General features: G+C 64.5%; 26 protein-coding genes. 18 read left to right on the top strand and 8 right to left on the bottom strand.

Features of this window, described 5'->3' with window-relative positions; all coding sequences use genetic code 11:
* Positions 1–228: 228 nt before the first annotated feature.
* The 3 genes from ACYZGB_RS21785 to ACYZGB_RS21775 all read left to right on the top strand — a co-directional run bounded on the left by ACYZGB_RS21785 (position 229) and on the right by ACYZGB_RS21775 (position 2,701).
* Entirely contained in the window at positions 229–996 is a 768-nt protein-coding gene (locus ACYZGB_RS21785; RefSeq protein WP_462390999.1) for a GNAT family N-acetyltransferase, read from the top strand.
* Positions 997–1,116: 120 nt separating this feature from the next.
* The gene (locus ACYZGB_RS21780; RefSeq protein WP_462390998.1) at positions 1,117–1,608 is read left to right on the top strand and encodes a DUF7000 family protein; all 492 of its coding nucleotides are present in this window, start codon (positions 1,117–1,119) and stop codon (positions 1,606–1,608) included.
* Between the two features lie 121 nt (positions 1,609–1,729).
* Complete coding sequence (locus ACYZGB_RS21775; RefSeq protein WP_462390997.1) at positions 1,730–2,701, top strand: IS481 family transposase; 972 nt, start codon at positions 1,730–1,732, stop codon at positions 2,699–2,701.
* Between the two features lie 171 nt (positions 2,702–2,872).
* On the opposite strand, the gene ACYZGB_RS21770 is transcribed toward ACYZGB_RS21775, so the two are convergent.
* The gene (locus ACYZGB_RS21770) at positions 2,873–3,445 is read right to left on the bottom strand and encodes a DUF4124 domain-containing protein (protein WP_462390996.1); all 573 of its coding nucleotides are present in this window, start codon (positions 3,443–3,445) and stop codon (positions 2,873–2,875) included.
* 153 nt (positions 3,446–3,598) lie between these two features.
* Positions 3,599–5,584: a lytic transglycosylase domain-containing protein gene (locus ACYZGB_RS21765; protein ID WP_462390995.1), complete on the bottom strand. Its 1,986-nt coding sequence runs from the start codon at positions 5,582–5,584 to the stop codon at positions 3,599–3,601.
* 14 nt (positions 5,585–5,598) lie between these two features.
* Between ACYZGB_RS21765 and ACYZGB_RS21760 the strand changes: the two genes are divergently transcribed.
* The 3 genes from ACYZGB_RS21760 to ACYZGB_RS21750 all read left to right on the top strand — a co-directional run bounded on the left by ACYZGB_RS21760 (position 5,599) and on the right by ACYZGB_RS21750 (position 7,309).
* The gene (locus tag ACYZGB_RS21760; protein WP_462390993.1) at positions 5,599–6,171 is read left to right on the top strand and encodes a 5-formyltetrahydrofolate cyclo-ligase; all 573 of its coding nucleotides are present in this window, start codon (positions 5,599–5,601) and stop codon (positions 6,169–6,171) included.
* Positions 6,172–6,299: 128 nt separating this feature from the next.
* Positions 6,300–6,992, top strand: a complete 693-nt coding sequence (locus tag ACYZGB_RS21755; RefSeq protein ID WP_462390992.1) for a glutathione S-transferase family protein — start codon at positions 6,300–6,302, stop codon at positions 6,990–6,992.
* A gap of 8 nt (positions 6,993–7,000) precedes the next feature.
* Positions 7,001–7,309, top strand: coding sequence for an NIPSNAP family protein (locus ACYZGB_RS21750; RefSeq protein ID WP_462390991.1), 309 nt, complete (start codon positions 7,001–7,003; stop codon positions 7,307–7,309).
* 25 nt (positions 7,310–7,334) lie between these two features.
* Here the strand turns inward: ACYZGB_RS21750 and ACYZGB_RS21745 are convergent, their stop codons facing one another.
* Positions 7,335–7,790: a hypothetical protein gene (locus ACYZGB_RS21745; protein ID WP_462390990.1), complete on the bottom strand. Its 456-nt coding sequence runs from the start codon at positions 7,788–7,790 to the stop codon at positions 7,335–7,337.
* Positions 7,791–7,834: 44 nt separating this feature from the next.
* On the opposite strand from ACYZGB_RS21745, the gene ACYZGB_RS21740 reads away from it, so the two are divergent.
* A complete protein-coding gene (locus ACYZGB_RS21740) occupies positions 7,835–9,085 on the top strand; it encodes a multifunctional CCA addition/repair protein (protein WP_462390989.1) in 1,251 nt (416 codons plus the stop codon).
* 41 nt (positions 9,086–9,126) lie between these two features.
* Here the strand turns inward: ACYZGB_RS21740 and ACYZGB_RS21735 are convergent, their stop codons facing one another.
* On the bottom strand, positions 9,127–9,768 hold the full coding sequence (locus tag ACYZGB_RS21735; protein ID WP_462390988.1) for an NrsF family protein: 642 nt from the start codon (positions 9,766–9,768) through the stop codon (positions 9,127–9,129).
* 1 nt (position 9,769) lies between these two features.
* Positions 9,770–10,399, bottom strand: coding sequence for a sigma-70 family RNA polymerase sigma factor (locus ACYZGB_RS21730; RefSeq protein WP_462390986.1), 630 nt, complete (start codon positions 10,397–10,399; stop codon positions 9,770–9,772).
* A gap of 214 nt (positions 10,400–10,613) precedes the next feature.
* On the opposite strand from ACYZGB_RS21730, the gene ACYZGB_RS21725 reads away from it, so the two are divergent.
* From ACYZGB_RS21725 to ACYZGB_RS21710, 4 genes are read left to right on the top strand one after another with little or no spacing between them, the layout of a single operon-like run.
* Positions 10,614–10,901, top strand: coding sequence for a BufA1 family periplasmic bufferin-type metallophore (locus ACYZGB_RS21725; protein WP_462390984.1), 288 nt, complete (start codon positions 10,614–10,616; stop codon positions 10,899–10,901).
* Between the two features lie 3 nt (positions 10,902–10,904).
* Complete coding sequence (bufB, locus tag ACYZGB_RS21720) at positions 10,905–11,765, top strand: MNIO family bufferin maturase (RefSeq protein WP_462390982.1); 861 nt, start codon at positions 10,905–10,907, stop codon at positions 11,763–11,765.
* Positions 11,756–12,517, top strand: coding sequence for an HvfC/BufC family peptide modification chaperone (locus ACYZGB_RS21715; protein WP_462390980.1), 762 nt, complete (start codon positions 11,756–11,758; stop codon positions 12,515–12,517). Before bufB ends, ACYZGB_RS21715 begins: the two co-directional genes overlap by 10 nt.
* Before the next feature lie 22 nt (positions 12,518–12,539).
* Positions 12,540–13,013 (top strand): DoxX family protein, encoded by a 474-nt coding sequence (locus tag ACYZGB_RS21710; RefSeq protein WP_462390979.1) that lies wholly within the window; start codon positions 12,540–12,542, stop codon positions 13,011–13,013.
* A gap of 10 nt (positions 13,014–13,023) precedes the next feature.
* Here ACYZGB_RS21710 and trxC read toward each other — a convergent pair whose 3' ends face one another.
* The 3 genes from trxC to ACYZGB_RS21695 form a co-directional block, all read right to left on the bottom strand.
* Positions 13,024–13,461: a thioredoxin TrxC gene (trxC, locus tag ACYZGB_RS21705; protein ID WP_462390978.1), complete on the bottom strand. Its 438-nt coding sequence runs from the start codon at positions 13,459–13,461 to the stop codon at positions 13,024–13,026.
* 72 nt (positions 13,462–13,533) lie between these two features.
* A complete protein-coding gene (locus ACYZGB_RS21700; RefSeq protein WP_108615419.1) occupies positions 13,534–13,728 on the bottom strand; it encodes a DUF2905 domain-containing protein in 195 nt (64 codons plus the stop codon).
* 13 nt (positions 13,729–13,741) lie between these two features.
* Positions 13,742–14,860 (bottom strand): class I SAM-dependent methyltransferase, encoded by a 1,119-nt coding sequence (locus ACYZGB_RS21695; protein WP_462390977.1) that lies wholly within the window; start codon positions 14,858–14,860, stop codon positions 13,742–13,744.
* A 15-nt stretch (positions 14,861–14,875) separates the two neighbouring features.
* Between ACYZGB_RS21695 and ACYZGB_RS21690 the strand changes: the two genes are divergently transcribed.
* From ACYZGB_RS21690 to ACYZGB_RS21660, 7 genes are all read left to right on the top strand, one after another.
* The gene (locus ACYZGB_RS21690; protein WP_462390976.1) at positions 14,876–15,661 is read left to right on the top strand and encodes an SDR family oxidoreductase; all 786 of its coding nucleotides are present in this window, start codon (positions 14,876–14,878) and stop codon (positions 15,659–15,661) included.
* A gap of 58 nt (positions 15,662–15,719) precedes the next feature.
* Positions 15,720–16,091, top strand: coding sequence for a dihydroneopterin aldolase (locus tag ACYZGB_RS21685; RefSeq protein ID WP_094289013.1), 372 nt, complete (start codon positions 15,720–15,722; stop codon positions 16,089–16,091).
* 50 nt (positions 16,092–16,141) lie between these two features.
* Positions 16,142–17,095, top strand: coding sequence for a tRNA 2-thiocytidine(32) synthetase TtcA (gene ttcA / locus ACYZGB_RS21680; protein ID WP_462390975.1), 954 nt, complete (start codon positions 16,142–16,144; stop codon positions 17,093–17,095).
* Between the two features lie 55 nt (positions 17,096–17,150).
* Positions 17,151–17,762 carry a DUF4136 domain-containing protein gene (locus ACYZGB_RS21675; protein WP_462390974.1) on the top strand — a complete coding sequence of 204 codons (612 nt, stop codon included), beginning with the start codon at positions 17,151–17,153 and terminating at the stop codon, positions 17,760–17,762.
* Positions 17,763–17,792: 30 nt separating this feature from the next.
* Positions 17,793–18,434 carry a histidine phosphatase family protein gene (locus tag ACYZGB_RS21670; protein WP_462390973.1) on the top strand — a complete coding sequence of 214 codons (642 nt, stop codon included), beginning with the start codon at positions 17,793–17,795 and terminating at the stop codon, positions 18,432–18,434.
* Complete coding sequence (locus tag ACYZGB_RS21665) at positions 18,418–19,587, top strand: DSD1 family PLP-dependent enzyme (RefSeq protein ID WP_462390971.1); 1,170 nt, start codon at positions 18,418–18,420, stop codon at positions 19,585–19,587. The genes ACYZGB_RS21670 and ACYZGB_RS21665 overlap by 17 nt, the downstream gene beginning before the upstream one ends.
* Positions 19,588–20,037: 450 nt before the next feature.
* Positions 20,038–21,024, top strand: coding sequence for an NHL repeat-containing protein (locus ACYZGB_RS21660; protein WP_462390970.1), 987 nt, complete (start codon positions 20,038–20,040; stop codon positions 21,022–21,024).
* Positions 21,025–21,154 lie beyond the last annotated feature (130 nt).

Raw genomic sequence — 21,154 nt, 5'->3', positions numbered from 1 at the left:
TGGCCAAGTCGACGGCCACGGTAGTAGCATGCATGTCGGACTCCTTTCGTTTGAAGACCTGATCCCCACGCCAATGAAGACCAGTGCGCCAATCTCGCGCAAACAAACGGGGGAGTCCATCCCATCATTCAACTCGGACGCTGCCTCTGCGAGTCATCGTCCGTCCCGTCGCGCCGCTGTCGGAAGCGCCGGTTAACTCCAATCGTTAGGCGTCACAGCGGAGCCACCATGCCATTTATCAACCTTGATGCTGGCAACATTGAATCAGAACATATCTGCTGTGCTTTCTCTGACAAGAAATGCACCGCAGGCTACGAACTCAAAAAAAGTTGGCTAAAAAACGAGTTCAATAATGAACTGGCTTTTCTTAGACTAGATGAACGAGCAAAAGTTTTCATTGAGTTTGGACCATCGGAAACTGCTTGGCTACCAATTAGTGCACCAAACTGTATCGCACTGGGTTGTTTTTGGGTGTCTGGGCGATATGCAGGCCAAGGTTATGGGAACGGATTATTAGAACACGTAATCAATACGGTAAAAAACAAAAACAAATCGGCTATAGTGGCCGTTGTCGGATTCAAAAAGTTCCATTTCATGAGCGACACCAAATGGCTGCTTAAGCATGGCTTCGAAGTCGTCGACACGACCGAGACTGGCTTCAGCCTCCTTCAACTCAGACTTGGCGATGCAATCCAGCAACAACCAAGATTCAACGATATCGCCCGTAGCGGCCAATGCCACCACAAAACCGACATAACGGTATATTACTCCAACAGATGTCCATATACCGAACATCACGTAACAACCTCACTTATTGAAGCTACTCGCAAAAGAGGACTTTCGCTAACAACAATTAAATTAGAAACAGTAAACCAAGCACAGTCATCACCCACCCCAGCAACAATCTTCTCACTTTTCAGGAATGGCCAATTCGTCACAACTGACCTAAGCGTATGTCTTGATAGCCGCTTTGACAAAATCGTTAAATCGACATGACGCCTAACCGGTCCATCAACACCGCCCGCTTCGCGGGCTCGGACCCAACAGCCTGCGGCTGTTGGTCCGGTTATGTCGGTCGTTATGTGTCAGCTGATTTTTTTTGGGGAGGGAAGATTGATGTCGAGCAAAAGTCTAAATTCACGTATACCGGGTTATAAGGCTGCATTCTCCAGTGGAGAATTCCAAAAGACCTATCAAGACCTAGTTGACATTGTTCAAAATCTAAGAACTGAATTCTCTAAGAAGTACAAAAGCGAATTCTTGATTGCTAATGTGTTGCATGGCAACATAGATTTCACGTACTTTTACTTGCAAAACGACTATCTCAAGAAGAAAAAGCTAAAGCTTGCGATTGTCTTCAACCACAAAAATGCAAATTTTGAGCTGTGGCTCCTTGGGCAAACAAAGGATGTACAGATTCTCTATTGGAGAAAACTAGGAGAAGTGAAGTGGGTCAATAAGGAGGTAATGCCAGAGTATTCAATTTTCGAAGCTCCTCTACTTTTGGCCCCAGACTTTGATAATTCAACAAAGCTATCGGAGTCCATTCACACTCAATTTGAAACCCTGTCGCAGGAGATATTCAACACGCTGGAGGCATACGAGTAATGCCACATAACTTTCGCATCCCGGACGATTGCATAGACTCCAAACGCTATCCACTCTTCATGGCCCGAGCCGTTCTGCAAGAGTTGATAGAGTCGTTGCAATCCACCCAGGGAGTGAAGCCATGTTGATAGCCCTGCACAAGAACGCCCGCACCACGCCCGCCGTGCGTGCCGAGATCGCAGCCAGCGATGAACCCGCCAGCATCCTGGCTCAGCGCTTTGGGATCACCGAGCAGACGGTCTACAAGTGGAAGAAGCGTTCCGTCTTTGCAGATCGCTCGCACACTGCCCACCACCTGCAGACCGTGCTCACGCCAGCACAAGAGACCGTGGTGGTTCACTTGCGGCGTACCTTGCTGCTGCCTTTGGATGACCTGCTGGCAGTGACACGGGAGTTCATCTGTCCCCACGTCTCACGCTCCGGCCTGGACCGGTGCCTGCGCCGCCATGGTGCAGGCAACCTCAATGCCCTCAAGCCCCAGGCGCCTGCGGTAGCCCACAAGGCCTTCAAGAGCTACGAGCCAGGCTACGCGCACATGGACGTGAAGTACCTGCCCCAGATGCAGGACGAGAGCAGCAGGCGCTACCTGTTCGTGGCCATCGACAGGGCCACGCGATGGGTGTTCGTGCAGTTCAAGGCCAACAAGACAGCTGCCAGCGCACAGGCCTTCCTCAAGGCGTTGCACAAGGCCTGTCCGATCAGGATCAACAAGCTGCTGACCGACAACGGCAAAGAGTTCACGGACCGTCTGTTTGCCAGCCGGGAGCGCGAACCCAGCGGCAACCATGAGTTCGATCAACTGTGCCAGGAGTTAGGCATCGAGCACCGACTGACCAAGCCCAGGACCCCGAGAACCAACGGCATGGTGGAGCGGTTCAATGGCCGCATTGCGGACGTTCTGAAGACCCACCGATTCAACAGCCGCGAAGACATGGAGCAGACCCTGCTGCGCTATGTTGCCCTGTACAACCACCAGTTGCCGCAGTCAGCGCTCAAGAGCAGTACGCCGATGCAGGCGATGAAAGAGTGGTACCAGACCCACCCGCACCTGTTTCACAAGCGACCATATGATCGTACGGGATGCGACACATAACACTGCAGTCGAGAGGACGGCCACAAGCTGCGCTTGTGGTTCCCTGCGCTTCGCTCCGGCCGCCCCCCCACTTCCACGTTGAGCGTCTGCTTCCATTCGCTTCCACAGGCTGCTCCTGGCCGCAAGCAGGCGCCGGTGTATGTTGCCAGTCCCCGGCCCCTTGTCGCCGCATCAATGCTTGAACTGCTTGTCGCACCCCATCACATGGTTGTTGCTGCTCGACATGCACTGGTAGAACGATTTCTTGTTGCCCGACGACGCCTGGCAGTCTGACACGCTGTATTTGCCCCGCGCCTCGCGGATCTTGGGGGCCGTCTTGTCGTATTCGGCCTGGGCCATGTAGCCGTCGCGCACGTTTTTCTGGCCCACTTCCAGCATCTGGTCGGCCTGGTAGTGGATGTTGTCCACGGCGGCTGAGCAGTTCAGCGGCACCTGTTTGCCGTCCACCTTTTCCAGCGCCTTCTTCATGCCCTGGCCAAACTCTTCCACGTCCTTGGGGATCTTCTTGGTGCCGTCGGGGTTGTACTGCTGGGCGGGCTTGGCGGACTGCGATGCGCTCTTGGTGCTGCCGTTGTTGCTTTGCAGCTTGAGCGGCTCGGCGTCCTGTTTGGAGGGCGGGGGTTGTGATCCGTAGTGGGTCTTGCCGTCGGCGTCCACCCACTTGTACACGGGCTGCGCCTGGGCCGTGCCCAGCGCCCAGCGCCCAGCGCCCAGCACACCATGGCGGCCAGGGCCACCCCACACAGCTTTTTCATGGTCTTCCCTCCAGAAATATGAATCAAATCGGTGCTTTGCGCGCGTCCATCATGCGCTTCTAGCTACTCTATTTATAGCAAACTCTCATCCACCTGCGCCGCGCCGGCTGCAGCAGATGCTGCGGGGGGCGGATGGCGGGCGTCAGGGCAGGTCCTTGTTCACCTCGGGCGCCGCCGCGTCGCGCGGGCCGATGGTGCCCAGGCGCCCCTTGAGCGACTGGGGCTGGCCGCTGAGCATGGCGGCGTAGTTGGTGGTGTTGGCCAGCACCTTCTTCACGTAGTCGCGGGTTTCGGCAAAGGGCACGTTTTCGGCCCAGATGGCGGCGTCCAGCACGGGGCCATTGCGCCAGCTGCGCGGGCGGCCGGGGCCGGCGTTGTAGGCGGCAGCGGCCATGGGCATGGAGCCTGCAAAGTCGTCCAGCGCGAGCTTGAGGTAGGCGGTGCCGATGGTGATGTTGGTGTCGCGGTCGTTGATCTGGTCGGCGGTGAAGTTGTTCAAGCCGATCTTCTTGGCCGTCCAGCGCGCGGTGGCGGGCATGACCTGCATCAGGCCCGAGGCGCCGACGTGCGAGCGCGCGTCCATGATGAAGCGGCTTTCCTGGCGGATCAGGCCGTACACATAGGCCGGGTCCAGCCCGATGCCGTTGGCGCGCTCGACCACCGCGCTGCGGAAGGGCGTGGGAAAGCGCTGCGTGACGTCCACCACGCTCTTGGTGCGTTCGCTGGTGTTGATGCAGCGATCCCACACCTCGCGCTGGCAGGCGAAGTCGGCGGCGGCCAGCAGTTCGCGGTCGGGCATGCCGCCGCTCTGGTGCAGGTTGGTGGTGTAGTTCCACTCGCGCACGCCTTCGGTGCGCAGGCCCAGCAGGATGGCGTACAGGGCGCGGTTGAGGCCCGGGTTGGCGCGGGCACCTGCTTTTTCTTCGGCGGTAAGGGGCGCGGGTGCGGGGGGCGTGGTGATACGCTGGCCCAGCTCTTCCATGGCCAGCATTTCGTAGAAGCCGCGCGTGCTGGCAATGCCTTCGAGCAGCTGGCGCGCTTCGGCGCGCTCGGCGTCGGTCACGCGCCCTGCCAGCAGCGAGCGGGCCTTCCAGTACACCCAGGTGCTGTCCTGGCGGGCCTCGGGGCCCATGGCGTCCACGGCCTTGCCCACGGTCTTCCACTGGCCGGCGCGCAGCGCGGCGCGCACCTTCCAGCCCAGCAGGTCGTCGTTCAGGTCCTTGTCGCGGCTGACGTTGTCGAAATACTCCACCGCATCGCGCGAAAGCTTTTGCGCTGCGGCCTTGCCCACCACGCCCCAGGCCCAGTTGCGCTCCTCGGAGGTGAGGTGCACACCCCAGCGTGTCTCGATCAGGCGCGCTGCGCCGTCGGGGTCGCTGGCGGCCAGGCGGACGAGCGCCAGCAGCACCAGCTCCTGGCGCACCTTGCTGCGCGTGGCGTCGCGCGCCAGCAGGTATTTGCTGGGCGCGTCGAGGACCTCCTTGAGCTGGGGCAGCGCATCGGGTGCCACGATCTCGACGGCGCTGCGCACCGCGCGGGGGCGGTTGGCCTCCGCGCCCAGGCGGGCCTTGCGCCACACGTCCAGCGCCGAGAGTTTCTTGTAGCCATGCAGCTCGCGCGCTGCATGGGTGCAGCCATCGTCCCCGTCACGCAGCGCGTACCAGTTGCTGCGCACATCCTCGGCCACCGTGGGGTTCGCTGTGCCCTTGATATGGTCGATCAGCAGGGCGTAGCAGCGCACTTCGCGGTCGTCCGACATGCGGTAGCTGGGGTGCTGCTCGGCAAACTGGCCCCAGTCGCGGCGCTGGCCCAGCAACAGCAGCCAGTCGTTGCGCAGGCGGTCTTCCTGGTAGCTGCCCGCGTAGCGCTGCATGAACGACTGGATTTCAGCGGGCTGGGCCTCGGCCAGGCGCACGCGCAGTTCCCAGTAGGCGGCCCAGGGCTCCAGCGCATGGCCACGGGCGGAGGGCAGCAGTTGCTCCAGCCGCTTGCGGTCGCCTTTGCGGAAGGCCTGCTGCATCTCCAGCAGGGTATCGTCGCCCTTGCTGTTTTGCGCCTGGACAAGGGGGGCCGCCGTGGCAAGCAGGGCACTGGCGACAAGCGGTGTCAGAATTCGAAACAATTGCATGGGGGAATTATGTGATGGACAAAGCAGCCCTTCGGCGCGCATTGATAGAAGAACGCCTCAATCTGCCCGACCGCCTACAGCGGTCTGACCTGTTACAACAGGTGATGCGCATCTGGCTGGTGAACCGGCCCGACACCGTGATCGGCGCCTATTGGCCCATCAAGGGCGAGTTCGCCCCCCTGCCCGCCCTGCACCGCTGGAAGGAAGACGGCGAACTGCTGGACGAGCCTCAGCTGCGCCGCATCGGCCTGCCGGTGGTCAACAAGCAGCACAAGACGCTCACCTTCCACGCCTGGTACCCCGGCTGCCCCATGGAGGAAGACGCCTACGGCATCCCCAAGCCCAAGGACACCGAGGTCATCGTGCCCACGCTGCTGTTTGTGCCCTGTGTGGGCTATGCGGCCGGGGGCTACCGCCTGGGCTACGGCGGCGGGTTCTACGACCGCACCCTGGCCACGCTGCAGCCCAAGCCCTTCACCGTGGGGCTGGGGTTCACCCACGGCTTCCTGGACGACTTCGAGCCCGAAGAGTTCGACCTGCCGCTCGACGCCATCCTGAACGACAACGGCGTGGTCTGGCCGGTCTAAGGGGCGGTGCAGGCAAAGGTGTGGCCTGTGATGCGCGCCACGCATCATTCAGGCCATGTTTTGGCATCGCTGGCGCGCCGCGCAGCCGCTAGCATGGCGGGCTGACCTCTTTTTTTCAGGTGCTCACCATGCCCAAGCTCTACATCGGCAACAAGAACTATTCGTCCTGGTCCATGCGCCCCTGGGTGCTGCTCAAACAGGCCGGCATCCCGTTCGAGGAAGTGCGCGTGCGCTTCGACAGCTTCGAGGCCGACTCGGAGTTCAAGCGTGTCATCAGCCCCGTGAGCCCCACGGGCAAGGTGCCGGTGCTGGTCGATGGCGACCTGGTGGTGTGGGACACCCTGGCGATTGCGGAATATGTGGCCGAGACCTGGGCCGACAAGCAGCTCTGGCCCCAGGACGCCAAGGCCCGTGCGCGCGCACGCAGCGTCTGCGCCGAAATGCACAGCGGCTTCACGGCCCTGCGCAGCAACTGCCCCATGAACATCGAGGCCGACCTGGCCGACGCCGGCGCGCTGATCTGGCGCGACAAGCCCGGCGTGCGCGCCGATGTGCAGCGTCTGGTGGACATGTGGAGCGCCCTGCTGCAGGAGCATGGCGGCCCCCTGCTGTTTGGCGAGTTCAGCGTAGCCGACGCCTACTTTGCCCCCGTGTGCATGCGCCTGCACACCTACGCCCTGCCCGTGCCCGCCCCCATCAAGGCCTATGTGGACCGCGTGCGCGCCCTGCCCGGCGTGCAGGCCTGGATCGCCGAAGCCCTGGGCGAGAAGGACTTCCTGGCCTTCGAGGAGCCCTACCGCCTGCGCCACACCGAGGACTGAGCACCCCCATGGCCGTCACCATCTACCTGCGCTACGTGCTCAACACGAGCAAGCTGAAAGAGTTCGAACACTACGGAAAACTGTGGATCCCGCTGGTCGAGAAGTTCGGCGGCCGGCACCACGGCTACTTCATGCCCAGCGAGGGGGCCAACAACATCGCGCTGGCGCTGTTCACGTTCGAAAGCCTCGCGGCCTACGAGCGCTACCGCGAAGCGTCGATGCAGGACGCGGACTGCCAGGCGGCGTTCCGCTACGCCGAGGAAACGGGGTGCATCGTGAGCTATGAGCGGAGTTATTTCAGGCCGGTGTTTGGCTGAATGACACCTCGCGCGGGCAGTTTCTTTACCGGAACTGCTTGCGCAAGAACGCCTTGTGCCGCGCGATGTGCGCCAGCTGCGCGGGAGCGATGGAGCCGCCCAGGTCTTCGTCCTCGGTGTTGAGCACCTGGTTGGCATAGGCCATGGCGCGGGCCACCACCTCTTCTTCGCTCACGCCCTGCTTGGCTGCCAGGTCCATCGCCACACGGCGCATGGCGCGCTGCGACAGCATCCACATCGCACCGAAGGAATCCCACGCGGCCGCCACCTCCTTGAACTTGTCGTGTTCGGCCAGGATGTCGTTGAGCGGCTTGGCCAGGATCTCCTGCAGCCCTTCCACCTTTGCCTTCAGCGCCTCAAGCTGCGCCTCGCGCTGCAAGGCTTCGGCGGCTGCGTTGGCAGCGGCATCGGGCGCGGTGGGCACGGGCACGCTGCCGTCGGGGTTGAGCTGGGCAATGGTGAGGTCGGACGATAGGGACATGGTGGACAGGAATATACGGCCGGGGCCCGCCCTAAACTATGCCGATGCAAATCTACATGGTGGGCGGCGCGGTCCGCGACAAGCTGCTGGGTCGGCCGGTGAACGACCGCGACTGGGTGGTGGTGGGCGCGACGCCCGAGCAGATGCTGGCGCAAGGCTACCTGCCCGTGGGGCGCGACTTCCCCGTCTTTCTGCACCCCGAGACGCGCGAGGAATACGCCCTGGCCCGCACCGAGCGCAAGAGCGGGCGCGGCTACCGGGGCTTTGTGGTGCACAGCGCGCCCGATGTGACGCTGGAAGAAGACCTCTCCCGCCGCGACATTACTATCAATGCAATAGCTGAAAACATAGATGGGACGCGCGCAGAAGGCATTTTTGACCCGTATTTTGGTACCCAGGACATTGAGGCACGGGTGCTGCGCCATGTGACAGACGCTTTCCGCGAAGACCCGGTGCGCATCCTGCGCGTGGCGCGCTTTGCGGCGCGCTTCACCGACTTCACCGTGGCGCCCGAAACCATGCAGCTGATGCGCGAGATGGTGGAGCACGGCGAGGTGGACCACCTGGTGCCCGAGCGCGTGTGGCAGGAGCTGGCGCGCGGGCTGATGGAGGAACAACCCTCGCGCATGTTCGAGGTGCTGCGCGAGTGTGGCGCGCTGCACGTGCTGCTGCCCGAGGTGGCGCGCCTGTGGGGCGTGCCCCAGCGTGCCGACTACCACCCCGAGGTGGACACCGGCGTGCACCTGATGATGGTGCTGGACATGGCCGCACGGCTGCAAGCGCCGCTCACGGTGCGGTTTGCCTGCCTGGCGCACGACCTGGGCAAGGGCACCACGCCCGCCGATGTGCTGCCACGCCACATCGACCACGAAACCCGCAGCGCCGAGCTGCTGAAAGACGTGGCCGAGCGCCTGCGCGTGCCGGTGGACTGCCGCGAAACGGCCGATGTGGTGGCGCGTGAACATGGCCACATCCACCGCAGCACCGATTTGTCTGCCGCTGCCCTGGTGCGCCTGCTGGAGCGCTGCGACGCGATCCGCAAGCCCGAGCGGTTTGCCGAGATCCTGCTGGCCTGCGAATGCGACGCACGTGGGCGGCTGGGGTTTGAAGAGTCTGCCTACCCGCAGCGCCCCCGCCTGCTGGCCGTGCTGGCCGCCGTGCAGGCAGTGGTCACGCGCGAGATTGCGGCGCAGGCGGCAGCCAAGGGCCAGAGCGGCCCGCAGGTGGGTGCGCTGATCCACCAGGCGCGGGTGAAGGCCGTGGCGCAGTGGCTCGGAGAGCCCACCGCGCACTGAACCGACCAACGCACGCCAAGAACCTGTTCAAGGAGCGGCTTTTACCAGCGCAGCAGGCGTGGCCCCAGCATGGCACCCAGCGCTGTGGGGATGGCGATGCCCGCCAGGTACCACACGGCCAGGAAGGGCGTGGCCATCTCGGGGCAGTGCAAGGCATAGACCAAGGCGCCCAGCGCCCCGGCCAGCAGGCCCGCGCCAGCGCCCGCCCAGGCCAGGCGGGTGGGCGCCGCGCCCTTGAGCGCCCAGAACCCCGCCACGAACGCAGGCACCGACAGCGCCGCAATGTTGAACGGGCAGGTGCGCCAGGTGCTGCCCAGGATGAGCGGCGCACGCTCTGCCGCAGGCACCTGCGCCAGCGCCACCAGGGCCAGAGCCCAGAGCACCAGCGGCGGCACAGCCAGCCACAGGGCGGCGTGGCCGACCTGCATGCCCGGGCGGGCCATGCGGCGCAGCAGGGCCACCCCGGCCGCAGCCAGGGCCGCCGCAAACACCAGCTTGCCCCAGAACATGGGCAGCGCCATGGTCGCCAGCAGGTCGGGGCGCAGGCCAAACAGGACCAGCATCAGCACCCCGGCACCGGCAATGCCCACAACGGTGGCCACGGCAAACCGCTGCTCGATGGCGGTGCGCTGCACAGGCCGCTCGTCCGCAGCCAGCAGGTGGATCAATTCATCGGTTTTCATGCTATTTCTCCTGGGCTTTGCGCGCATTCGGGGGCACCACCGACTGGCCTGCGGTGCCCGGCGGTTTGCCTGCCCCCTTCTGGGCGTAAGCCATGTCCCTGATCCTGGCGGCCAGGGCCTTGAGCCCCCGGTGCACGCCGACTTTGACGGCCGACTCCGACAGCCCCGTGAGGCGCGCCGTCTCGACCACCGACAACCCTTCCAGCTTCACGTACTCGATCGGCAGGCGCTGCTTGTCTGGCAGCGTGCGCAGCAACTGCCCCAGGTCCCGCCGGGCTTCGGCGGCCTCGCTGTCGCTGCTGGCGAACAGTTCGTCCGCATCGTCCAGCGGGTCGTTGCGCCCCTCTTTGACGGCGTGCGACCGCAGCCAGTCGATGAGCTTGTAGCGCGCAATCGCGTGCGCCCAGGCCGTCACCGGCATCTCGGGCCGGTAGGTGTGGCGCTGGTTGTGCACGGCCAGCAGCGTCTCTTGCACCAGGTCCTCCACCTCATCGGGCCGCTGCGCAAGGCGGCGGCGCAAAAACGCGCGCAGGTGGGCGCTCAGCTCTTTCAAAAAGCGCTGGTAGGCAGTTGCGTCGGCGTCCAGCCCTTGCAGCAACAAGCCGCGCAAGCGCTCTTCAACAATCTCCATGAAGGTCTCCCAGCAGGGAATTCGGAGCAAGGGGCCCGCCGGTTACAGGCGCGGCAAAAAATAAATCGGCGGATGCGGTGGCATTTTTTGCGGCGGGGCTGTAACCGGCCCGCCGCCCTGCGCGAATTACAACGCAGATCGGGCCATTGGACACCACCACAGCGCGGCGCCCTCCCGGTCGGCTTCACCCCCTCAACCTTTGGAGAACACCGTCATGACCCCACGCACCCTCAGCCTCGGCGCCCTCGCCCTTGTGGCCCTGGCCTCTGGCACCGCCATCGCCCAGACCGCCCCCATGGACGGCGCCAAGCCCGCCACGGAGAAATGCTATGGCGTGTCGATGGCCGGCAAAAACGACTGCGCCGCAGGCCCCGGCACCACCTGCGCAGGCTCGTCCAAGATGGACTATCAGGGCAACGCCTGGAAGCTGGTGCCCGCAGGCACCTGCACCACCATCAAGACGCCCAAGGGCATGGGTTCGCTGGCACCCATCAAGGCCTGACCGATGACTGCGTGCCCTCTCACCGCCGGCCTGGGCCTCAAGCCTCAGCACTACGACGAGGCGCTGCGGTGCACCGCCCCCGGCCTGTGGTGGGAGGTGCACCCCGAGAACTACCAGGCCGACGGCGGCCCGCGCCTGGCTTGGCTCGAAGCCATCCGCGCGCGCCATCCGGTGGCCCTGCACGGCGTGTCGCTGTCGCTCGCTGCCGATGCGCCGCCCGATGCCACACACCTGGCGCGGCTGGCCGCCCTCGCAAGGCGCGTGGAGCCCGCCATCGTTTCAGAGCACCTGGCCTGGTCCACCTGGCGCGGGCAGTACCTGCCCGACCTGCTGCCGTTTCCGCGCACACAGGCCGCATTGCAACGCATTGCCGACAACATCGCCCGCACGCAGGACGCGCTGCAACGCCCCATCGCCATCGAGAACCCCACGCACTACCTGCACATCGACGGCCACGACTGGGCCGAGACCGAATTTCTGGCCGCGCTGGTGCAGCGCACCGGCTGCCGCCTGCTGCTGGATGTCAACAACGTCCATGTCAGCGCCAACAACCTGGGCTTTTGCGCGCAGGCGTACATCGATGCGTTTCCCTTGCATGCCGTGGCCGAGATCCACCTCGCAGGCCACCATGCCGACCCGGTGCATGGCGATGCCTTGCTCATCGACAGCCACGATGCGCCCGTGGCGCCTGCCGTGTGGGCGCTGTACGAGCAGGTGATCGCGTGCACCGGCCCCGTGCCCACCCTGATTGAGCGCGACGAGCACCTGCCCGCGTTTGGCGAACTGATGGCCGAACGCGACCAGGCGCACCGCGCGCTCACGGCAGCGCACGCAGCGCAGCCCGAGGAGGTCGCATGCAGCTGACCGCCTTTCAGGACGGCTTTTCGGCCGCACTGCGCGGCCAGGCCATGCATGCGCCATGGCTGTCCGCGCTGGAGTCCCAGCCCGGGTTTGCCGTGTACCGCAACACCGTGCTCAAGGGCTGCATCGACGCACTGCAGGCCAGCTACCCCACGGTGTGCCAGCTGGTGGGCACCGACTGGTTCCGCGCAGCGGCCGCCGTGTACGCGCGTGCCCAGCCGCCCCAGGACGGTGTGCTGGTGGGCTACGGCGACGGTTTCGCCCGCTTTCTGGACCAGTTCGCGCCCGCGGCCGACTTGCCCTACCTCAGTGCAGTGGCGCGCCTGGACCGCTGCTGGACCGAATGCCACTTGGCGGCCGATGCCCCCGCTGTCGGCCGCGACTGGCTGGCACAGCAGGCGCCGCACACCTTGCCCCAGGTGCCACTGCGCCCCCACCCCGCCGCGCGCTGGGCGTGGTGCGATGCGCATCCTGCGTATGCCCTGTGGCAGCACCACCGTGCAGGCCTGGCGCTGCCCGATGCGCTGGACTGGTCTGGCGATGGGGCCCTGCTCACCCGGCCCCACGCCGAAGTGACCTGGCGCCCCTTGCCCCGCGCAGGGGTGGCGTTTCTGGACGCCTGCGCCCAGGGCCTCACGCTGGAGGCCGCAGCCACCCACGCCCTGGAGACCGACCCCGGCACCGACTTTGCCGCCCTGATGGGTAGCCTGCTGGACGCAGGCGCCCTGACCCTCACCGATTCATGCACAGGCTGAGAACCTGTTCAAAGGAGCCCCCATGCACACCACCACCCACTTTCCCACCGCCCCCGCCAAAGGCCCGCGCGTGCTGCTGGCACGTCTGGCCGATGCCGCCACCTGGCTCACGCCCCACAGCCTGCTGGCCCTGGTCAACCGCGTGGCCATCGCGGGCATCTTCTGGCTGTCGGCGCGCACCAAGGTCGAGGGCTGGTTCACCATCTCCGATAGCGCCTATGCGCTGTTCCGCGATGAATACAAGCTGCCCCTGCTGCCGCCCGAGCTGGCGGCGCAGATGGCCACCGTGGCCGAGCACCTGTTTCCGGTGCTGCTGGTGCTGGGGCTGTTCACGCGCCTGTCGGCCCTGGCCTTGCTGGGCATGACGCTGGTGATCCAGGTGTTTGTGTACCCCGATGCCTGGCCCACGCACCTGTCATGGGCGGGGCTGATGCTGTACCTGGCGGGGCGCGGCGCGGGCGCTGTGTCGCTGGACCGCATGCTGGGAATTCGCTGAAACACTTGCCTCAGCCTGCGGCCGTGCGTACCCAGCGCACGATGTCCGCCGCGCCCAGCGCGCCCGAAATGCGCGCCACCTCACGCCCCTGCTGGAACAGGACCATGGTGGGGATGCTGCGGATGGCATAACGCGCCGCGATGGCCTGCTGGTCTTCGGTGTTGAGCTTGGCCAGGCGCACACGCGGCTCCAGTTCACGGGCAGCCTGCGCAAAGGCAGGCGCCATCTGGCGGCAGGGCCCGCACCAGGGCGCCCAGAAGTCCACCAGCACGGGGATGTGGTTGCGCGCCAGCTGCTTGTCGAAGCTCGTGGCATCCAGCTCCAGCGGTGCGCCCACAAACAGGGGCCGGTGGCAGCTGCCGCAGTCGGGCGCACTGCCCAGCTGGACGGCCTGCACGCGGTTGGTGGTGTGGCAGTGGGGGCAGACGATGTGCAGGGCTTCGGTCATGGGCAGGTCAGGGGTTTTCTGACAAACCACATGGCGTCCACCGCGTGGCGTTTCAAGGGCCGGCAGCAGGCTCTAAAGCAGCTTGGTCAGCAGGCTCACCACAAAACTCAGCAGCAGCGTGGACGCGAGCGGCACGTCCCAGTCGCGTCCCAGCCAGCGAAACCTGAAGTCCCCCGGCAGGCGCCCAAAGCCCAGGCGGCGCAGCAGCGGTGTGAGCCAGCTGATGAGCATCAGGGCGAGGAAGATAACGAGGAGCCAGCGGAACATGCGGCCTGCTGCCTCACAGCCGGTGCGAGCGGTCGCCGTGCGCGAACCCCATGGGCTCCCATGGCTCGCCCGCGCCCACGGCCAGCACCTTGAACAGCTCGCCCATCTCGTGTTCCATGATCAATTTGGCCGCTGTCGCCCGTTGGGCTTGCGGTAGCCGCTCCATTTTTGGGAGCAAACCACAGTTGATGAGGAAATGCGCCTGCGTGGTGTAGCCCAGCACATTCAGGCCCGCCTCCTGCGCGGCCAGCGCCATGGCGGTGAAGTTGACGTGGGCGGTGATGTCTTTGAGCCCCACCGCCACCAGCGGGTCGCCATCGGCGAGATGCCCCTGGTGGCACATCACGGTGCCCATGTGGCGCTGGGGGTGGTAGTACTCGTCTTCGCCAAAACCGTAGTCCAGCAGGAAAGCCGCGCCGCGCGTGAGCCGGTCGGCCAGCATGCGCATGAAGCCTTCGCCCTGCGCGTGGATCTCGGTCAGGTAGTCCTGCGGGCCTTCAATGCCCACGGGAGGGTGCAGGTCGGTGGGGCGGTCGGCCCAGGCAAAGTGGCCGTCTTCGGCCACCACCACACCGCGTTCGTGCCACACACCGCCCTGCTGGCCGCCGTGGCGCGCCAGCAGTTGCACGGGCATGGCGTCCAGTACCTCGTTGCCCACCACCACGCCGCTGAATTTCTCGGGCAGTGCATCCACCCAGCGCAGCTTGTGGGCGTGGGCTACCAGCTTGGCCTGCTGGCGCGCGCGCAGGCTGCCCGACAGATCAACGATGGTGTAGCGCTGCACCTGGTCGCCCAGCGTGTCGAGCAGTTGCAGGGCCAGCGCGCCGGAGCCAGCGCCAAACTCCCACACCTCGTCGGTCCCGGTCTGCTCCAGGGCCTGCCCCACCTGCACGGCCAGCGTCTGGCCGAACAGCGGGGTCATCTCGGGGGCGGTCACGAAGTCGCTGCCCGATTCGGGCATGGCGCCGAACTTGGTGGAATCGTTGGCGTAGTAGCCCAGGCCGGGGGTGTAGAGGGCCAGCGCCATGAAGCGGTCAAACCCCAGCCAGCCCCCTTCGGCGGCAATGGCCTGGGCGATATGCTGGTGCAGGGCGGTCGTTAAACTGTCGGGTCTTTGGGTCACGGCCCGCATTGTCCCCCAGCTCCCATGCCTCACCCCACCCATCCGCGCACCGTTCTGGTCACAGGCGCCGCCAAGCGCCTGGGCCGCAGCATTGCACTGGCGCTGGCGGCGGGGGGCTGGCAGGTGGCGGTGCACTACCGCACGTCGCAGCAGGACGCTATGGATACCGTAGCGGCTTGCGCACAACTGGCGGGCGGCAGCGCCCTTTTTGACGCAGATTTTGAGGACGAGACCGCCGTGCGTGGCCTGCTGCCCCGCGTGGTTGCGCACTTTGGCCGCGTGGATGCGGTGGTCAACAGCGCCTCGCTGTTCGAGCACGACAACGCCGAGACCTTCGGTTTTGCCGCACTCGAAAAACACCTGCGCAGCAACACCGCCACCCCCGTGCTGCTGGCCCAGGCGCTGCACCAGCATGTGGCTGATCGCGTGGCGGCAGGCGAGGCCGATGCGCAGGGCGCCGTGGTCAACCTGCTGGACCAGAAGCTCTGGAACCAGAACCCCGACTTTGTGAGCTACACACTCTCCAAGGCTGCGCTGGAGGCGGCGGGCACCATGCTGGCGCTGGCGCTGGCGCCGCGCGTGCGGGTGGTGGGCGTGGCGCCCGGCCTCACGCTCACCAGCCACATGCTCAGCGACGACAAGTTTGCGCAGCTGCATGCGCTCTCCCCGCTGGGCCGCTCGTCCACCGCCGAGGACGTCGCCGCCACCGTGAAGTTCGCGCTGGAGAACCGGTCGATCACCGGCACCACGCTGCTGGTGGATGGTGGCCAGCACCTGATGAAGTTTGACCGCGATTTTTCGCTGATGTGAGCACCCGCACACACGCGCATACATACAAACAGGCCCACCCAAGCCAGGACCTCTTTCCATGACCCACGCTGTTGGCACCCAGATCCTCACGCTCACCGGACTGCGCTTTGACGCCAACCTGGGCATCCTCGACCACGAAAAGACCGACCCGCAGCCCATCCAGGTCGATGCCGAACTGAGCCTGGGCGTGCAGCCGCTGGCCCCGCGCGACGACGACATCGGCCATGTGCTGGACTACCGCCGTGTGCGCCAGATCATCATCGACGAGTGCACGGCCGAGCATGTGAACCTGCTGGAGAGCCTGATCGGCAAGCTGGCCAACCGCCTGATGCAGCTGCCCGGCGTGCTGGGCGTGCGGGTAAAAATCGCCAAGCTGGAGATTTTTGACGACTGCGAAGTAGCGATCCGCATGGAAACCGGGCAGTGGTGAGCGCCCTCCTCCCCCTGCCGCCCCAACAGCGGGAATGAGACAATCGGGGGATGAGTACCGTCTGGACAGAAGCCGAATCCCCCGCCGTGGCCGCCCCTGCGCCCGCTACTGCGCCACGCCCTGAGATCAAGATCGAGCGCGAAACCCACAAGCTGGAAAAGCGCCTGTGCCGCGAGGTCGGCAAGGCGATTGTGGACTTCAACATGATCGAAGAGGGCGACAAGGTGATGGTGTGCATGTCCGGCGGCAAGGACAGCTACACCCTGCTGGACATCCTGCTCAAGCTCAAGGCGCGCGCGCCCATCCACTTTGATCTGGTGGCTGTGAACCTGGACCAGAAGCAGCCCGGGTTCCCAGAGCATGTGCTGCCCGAGTACCTGAAGAGCACCGGCGTACCCTTCCACATCGAGAACGAAGACACCTACAGCATCGTCAAGAAGTTGATCCCCGAGGGCAAGACCACCTGCAGCCTGTGCAGCCGCCTGCGCCGGGGCATTCTGTACCGCGTGGCCGACGAGCTGGGCTGCACCAAGATCGCGCTGGGCCACCACCGCGACGACATCCTGCAGACGCTGCTGCTCAACATGTTCTTCGGCGGCAAGATGAAGAGCATGCCCCCCAAGCTGGTCAGCGACGACGGCAAGCATGTGGTGATCCGCCCGCTGGCCTACGTGGCCGAGAAGGACACGGCCCGCTGGGCTGCACACCGCAACTTCCCCATCATCCCCTGCAACCTGTGCGGCAGCCAGGAGAACCTGCAGCGCAAGCAGGTGGGCGAGATGCTGCGCGAGTGGGAGAAAAAATTCCCCGGCCGCGTGGAGAACATGTTCACCGCGCTGCAGAACGTGGTGCCCTCGCACCTGCTGGACGGCGGCCTGTACGACTTCAAGAACGCCCGGGCCACGGGCATCGCCAGCGAAGACGGCGACAAGGCCTTTGACAAGGAAGAGTTTGCGGCGCCCTCGCCATCGCTGCCCGGCGTGCAGGTGGTGCAGCTGTCGTGAACCCTGGCGGGCTGCGGCACTCTCACAGAGATCCTTCTTTCAGGACACTCTGCCCATGACGCAACGCCGCTGGATTCCTCTTTTTGCACTCGGCCTGGCCACCGCCCTGCTCGCAGGCTGCAGCACCACCCGCGTGGTCGAAGGCCAGGTGCAGAGCTTCTCGACCCTGGCAGCCGTGCCCGCCCCCGCCACCTACCGCATTGAACGCCTGCCTTCTCAGCAAGCCCCATCGTTTGACGCCATCGCCACACTGGCCGAGCAATCCCTGGCCCGCGCGGGCCTGCAGCGCGACGATGCCGCGCCCCGCCTGCTGGTGCAGCTGGGTGTGCAGGCCGACGCCGTGCCGCGCTATAACCCGTTCCGGCCCTATGGTCCCTACGGCCCCGGCCCCTGGGGCATGAGCGGCTGGTACGGCCGGGGCTGGGGGATACATGGCCTGTGGCGTTTTGGCGAGCCCACGCCCCTGCACCGCCGTGCCGTCAGCATCGTGATGCGCGACGCCGCCAGCCAGGCCGTGGTGTACGAAACCTCGGCCGTGCACGAGGACGTGTGGGTGAGCGACCCGGCCGTGTATGGCGTGTTGTTCGATGCCGCGCTCAACGGTTTTCCGAAGCCGCCCCAAGGGCCTCGCCAAGTGCGCCTGCCCCTGGCGCCGCCGGCTCCCTGAGACACCCTGCAGCCCCCACCAACCCACTGCATGCAAGCCACCCGCATCGTTGCCATCCGCCACGGCGAAACCGCCTGGAACGTGGACACCCGCATCCAGGGCCACCTGGACATTCCGCTCAACACCACGGGCCTGTGGCAGGCCGACCAGGTGGCCCGTGCACTCGCCGACGAGCCCATCGCCGCGATCTACACCAGCGACCTGCAGCGCGCCCACGCCACCGCCCAGGCCGTGGCCCGCGCCACGGGCGCACCACTCACCACCCACACCGGCCTGCGCGAGCGCAGCTTCGGCCATTTCCAAGGCCGCACCTTTGCCGAGATCGAGGCCGAGCTGCCCGAGGACGCCCACCGCTGGCGCAAGCGCGATCCGCACTACACCCCCGAGGGCGGCGAGTCGCTGGTCACGTTGCGAGAACGCATCGAACGCACTGTGGCCCAACTGGCGCAGCAGCACCTGGGCGAGCAGGTGGTGATGGTGGCGCACGGCGGTGTGCTCGACGTGCTGTACCGCCTGGCCACGCGCCAGGACATCCAGGCGCCGCGCACCTGGCAACTCTCCAATGCGGCCATCAACCGCCTGCTGTGGACACCCGACGGCCTGAGCCTGGTGGGCTGGGCGGACACACAACACCTGGACGACCAAGGGACCCGCGATGAAACCCATTCCTGACGCACTCCAGATCTGCATCGGCCAACGTGTGGACCTGATCGACACCCCGGCCCTCGTGGTGGACCTGGACGCCATGGACCGCAACATCCAGCGCATGGCCGACTTTGCGCGCAAGCACCAGGTGCGCTGGCGCCCCCACGCCAAGCTGCACAAGAGTGCCGAACTCGCACTGCTGCAGCAACGCGCAGGCGCCCAGGGCGTGTGTGTGCAAAAGGTGGCCGAGGCCGAGGCGCTGGCCGCCGGGGGCGTGCAAGACATCACCATCACCAACCAGGTGATTGCCATGCCCAAGCTGCACCGCATGGCGCGGCTGGCCGCCCAGCTGGCAGCGCGCGGCGGGCGACTGGGCGTGGCGGTGGACCACCCCGAAGGCATCGCCCGCCTGGCCGAAGCCATGGCGCAGCATGGCAGCGATGCGGGCATCGATGTGCTGGTGGAAATCGATGTGGGCCAGGGCCGCTGCGGCGTGCCGCCCGGCGAGGCCGCCGTGCCGCTGGCGCTGGCCGTCTCGCGCAGCCCGCGCCTGCGGTTTGCGGGCCTGCAGGCCTACCATGGCCGCGCCCAGCACCTGGGCAGCAGCGTGGGCCGCCGCGAGGCAATTGCCCAGGTGGTGCGCGCCGCCGACCACACGCGCCAGCTCATCGAAGCCGCCGGGCTGCCCGTGCCGCTGATCACCGGCTCGGGCACCGGCACCCTGGTGCATGAGGCCGCGAGTGGCGTGTTTGGCGAGTTGCAGGCGGGCTCCTTCCTGTTCATGGACGCTGACTACGCCCGCAACGAGCGCGAGCCCGCACAACCCGCGTTTGAACACGCGCTGTTCGTCAAAACCCAGGTGGTGTCGGTGCGCGACACCCACGCCGTGTGCGACGCGGGCCACAAGAGCCACGCCATCGACTCCGGCCTGCCCACTGTGGCCCTGCTGCCCGCTGGGCATGCCCTGCGCTATGGCAACGGCGGCGACGAGCATGGCTTGCTCTATGCCGACGGCTCCGATGCCCGCCTGCCCACGCTGGGCCGCATGCTGTGGCTGATCCCGGGCCACTGCGACCCCACGGTGAACCTGCACGACTTCCTGATCGGCGTGCGCGGTGGTCTGGTGCAGGGCGTGGTGGAACGCATCATCCGGGTGGATGCGCGGGGCGCTCTGTTCTGAACGAAATTTCTAACAAGGACAGAAACGGTAACACTTTGTGAAATTGCTCGCCACCCTGGATGCCCCTCCTAACATCGCGGCTTTCAGAAACTATTTGAGGTGCAAATGAAATTTGGCCCCCCTGCATTGTTGAGTAGCTCAATTACTCGTAGGACTGCGTCTCTGACTTCTCTCGCTGTGTTGCTTTCCGCATGCGGCGGAGGAGGGAGCGCCCCCCATCCATCTGCACTTCCAACAATCCAATCTCATCCATCCGACACGTCAGCGCTCGAAGGTCATACAGCGGTGTTTCGCGCGACAGTGCATTCCGAGACTTCTCTTACCTACCAATGGCTTCGAAACGGAGCCCCCATTCCCGGCGCTACTGATAGCGTCCTCTCCGTTCATAACGTGGCTTTAACGGACTCAGGAGCGAGCTTCTCGCTCGTCGCCACCAACGCCGGGGGCGCCGTGCAATCCAACACAGCCAAACTGTCAGTAGAAGGCGCCTGGATTGAAGGAGTTGCTACTGCTACAGGTGCTTTGGCAAATTTGGCGCAATCGGAGCGATGCATTGGTCTCAGCAAAAGCGGTGATCTATGGATTTGGAATACGAGCAACCGTGAGCTGAGCCGAAAAAATCAGCAAGGTGCAACGGTGCCGTTGCGAGCAAACATAGAGCGCCTTGAATTGGCGAGAGACGTGCCGGGAAATCCCGGGTTCAAAGACACTCCATACGATGTGTCTGTCCTTGAGCACTCTGATGGCAACCTCTACGTCGCAGAAGTTTATTCAGGCGGCAATGGAATAATTAATACCATTTGGGGCATGGGAGGGCGAATTCATCGCGTGGTGCAAAATGGCGAAACAACCCTCATCTACAACTCCGAGAGTGGCCCAACAAGAATAACTCCACACGCCATCGCCGAAGGATTGGACGGAAGTATTTATATACTCAACTTTAACTCCGGCGCCATATTCGAAATCTCCGCGACGGGCGTTCTAAAGAAATTCGCGGACACACTAACGCCACCCGATCAAGACATTCCTGCGATATTTGACTATCGAAAGTCTTACCGCAGCATGGCAATTTGTTCAGGAGAAATTTTCGTCAGTTTTTCTGAAACCCCCATCCAAGGGGCATCTGTACAACACGACTACCGCATCACTCCGGCAAGAGTTATCGAGTCGATCAGCTTTGGGTCACGAGGTGTACTGGGACTGGCCAGCCACGGTGAACAATTATATTTGTTGACCCGAAAGTCTTTCGGATTTTCATGGTTGCAGCGCCGAAATGCAGACGGTTCTGTGCAGGATATTGCAGGCGGGTTCGGTGGTGAAGTAAGACTTCTGGGAGTCGCACCGGATGGACGGGTGCTACTTGGGGAAATCGGTATTTCTCCTGGCTCTGAATTTAAATATGGAAAATATCTAATCATTACCCCTCCGAAGCAGTAATACAGGGCGGTCTCAAATCTGAAGTGCAACACCCTCACCGAGGGTAATGTACGCAAATGAGAACGAGATACGAACACTTGCAGCCAGAAGACAGAGTGACGTTGGCATCGCTGCGCCAGCAGGGCTGGAG

It is taken from the genome of Acidovorax sp. Q11 (assembly GCF_054950075.1).
Note: the sequence above shows the minus strand (reverse complement) of the source record. Positions and strands in the feature narration are given on the sequence as shown.

What these genes read in the sequence shown, in the direction of transcription:
- ACYZGB_RS21690 (WP_462390976.1), top strand. Translation starts at nt 14,876, where the DNA reads ATGCCTCACCCCACCCATCCGCGCACCGTTCTGGTCACAGGCGCCGCC.
- trxC (WP_462390978.1), bottom strand. Translation starts at nt 13,461, where the DNA reads ATGACCGAAGCCCTGCACATCGTCTGCCCCCACTGCCACACCACCAAC.
- ACYZGB_RS21735 (WP_462390988.1), bottom strand. Translation starts at nt 9,768, where the DNA reads ATGAAAACCGATGAATTGATCCACCTGCTGGCTGCGGACGAGCGGCCT.
- ACYZGB_RS21700 (WP_108615419.1), bottom strand. Translation starts at nt 13,728, where the DNA reads ATGTTCCGCTGGCTCCTCGTTATCTTCCTCGCCCTGATGCTCATCAGC.
- ACYZGB_RS21665 (WP_462390971.1), top strand. Translation starts at nt 18,418, where the DNA reads ATGAAACCCATTCCTGACGCACTCCAGATCTGCATCGGCCAACGTGTG.
- ACYZGB_RS21740 (WP_462390989.1), top strand. Translation starts at nt 7,835, where the DNA reads ATGCAAATCTACATGGTGGGCGGCGCGGTCCGCGACAAGCTGCTGGGT.
- ACYZGB_RS21695 (WP_462390977.1), bottom strand. Translation starts at nt 14,860, where the DNA reads ATGCGGGCCGTGACCCAAAGACCCGACAGTTTAACGACCGCCCTGCAC.
- ACYZGB_RS21760 (WP_462390993.1), top strand. Translation starts at nt 5,599, where the DNA reads ATGGACAAAGCAGCCCTTCGGCGCGCATTGATAGAAGAACGCCTCAAT.
- ACYZGB_RS21685 (WP_094289013.1), top strand. Translation starts at nt 15,720, where the DNA reads ATGACCCACGCTGTTGGCACCCAGATCCTCACGCTCACCGGACTGCGC.
- ACYZGB_RS21670 (WP_462390973.1), top strand. Translation starts at nt 17,793, where the DNA reads ATGCAAGCCACCCGCATCGTTGCCATCCGCCACGGCGAAACCGCCTGG.
- ACYZGB_RS21755 (WP_462390992.1), top strand. Translation starts at nt 6,300, where the DNA reads ATGCCCAAGCTCTACATCGGCAACAAGAACTATTCGTCCTGGTCCATG.
- bufB (WP_462390982.1), top strand. Translation starts at nt 10,905, where the DNA reads ATGACTGCGTGCCCTCTCACCGCCGGCCTGGGCCTCAAGCCTCAGCAC.
- ACYZGB_RS21775 (WP_462390997.1), top strand. Translation starts at nt 1,730, where the DNA reads ATGTTGATAGCCCTGCACAAGAACGCCCGCACCACGCCCGCCGTGCGT.
- ACYZGB_RS21765 (WP_462390995.1), bottom strand. Translation starts at nt 5,584, where the DNA reads ATGCAATTGTTTCGAATTCTGACACCGCTTGTCGCCAGTGCCCTGCTT.
- ACYZGB_RS21780 (WP_462390998.1), top strand. Translation starts at nt 1,117, where the DNA reads ATGTCGAGCAAAAGTCTAAATTCACGTATACCGGGTTATAAGGCTGCA.
- ACYZGB_RS21730 (WP_462390986.1), bottom strand. Translation starts at nt 10,399, where the DNA reads ATGGAGATTGTTGAAGAGCGCTTGCGCGGCTTGTTGCTGCAAGGGCTG.
- ACYZGB_RS21675 (WP_462390974.1), top strand. Translation starts at nt 17,151, where the DNA reads ATGACGCAACGCCGCTGGATTCCTCTTTTTGCACTCGGCCTGGCCACC.
- ACYZGB_RS21725 (WP_462390984.1), top strand. Translation starts at nt 10,614, where the DNA reads ATGACCCCACGCACCCTCAGCCTCGGCGCCCTCGCCCTTGTGGCCCTG.
- ttcA (WP_462390975.1), top strand. Translation starts at nt 16,142, where the DNA reads ATGAGTACCGTCTGGACAGAAGCCGAATCCCCCGCCGTGGCCGCCCCT.
- ACYZGB_RS21785 (WP_462390999.1), top strand. Translation starts at nt 229, where the DNA reads ATGCCATTTATCAACCTTGATGCTGGCAACATTGAATCAGAACATATC.
- ACYZGB_RS21745 (WP_462390990.1), bottom strand. Translation starts at nt 7,790, where the DNA reads ATGTCCCTATCGTCCGACCTCACCATTGCCCAGCTCAACCCCGACGGC.
- ACYZGB_RS21710 (WP_462390979.1), top strand. Translation starts at nt 12,540, where the DNA reads ATGCACACCACCACCCACTTTCCCACCGCCCCCGCCAAAGGCCCGCGC.
- ACYZGB_RS21750 (WP_462390991.1), top strand. Translation starts at nt 7,001, where the DNA reads ATGGCCGTCACCATCTACCTGCGCTACGTGCTCAACACGAGCAAGCTG.
- ACYZGB_RS21715 (WP_462390980.1), top strand. Translation starts at nt 11,756, where the DNA reads ATGCAGCTGACCGCCTTTCAGGACGGCTTTTCGGCCGCACTGCGCGGC.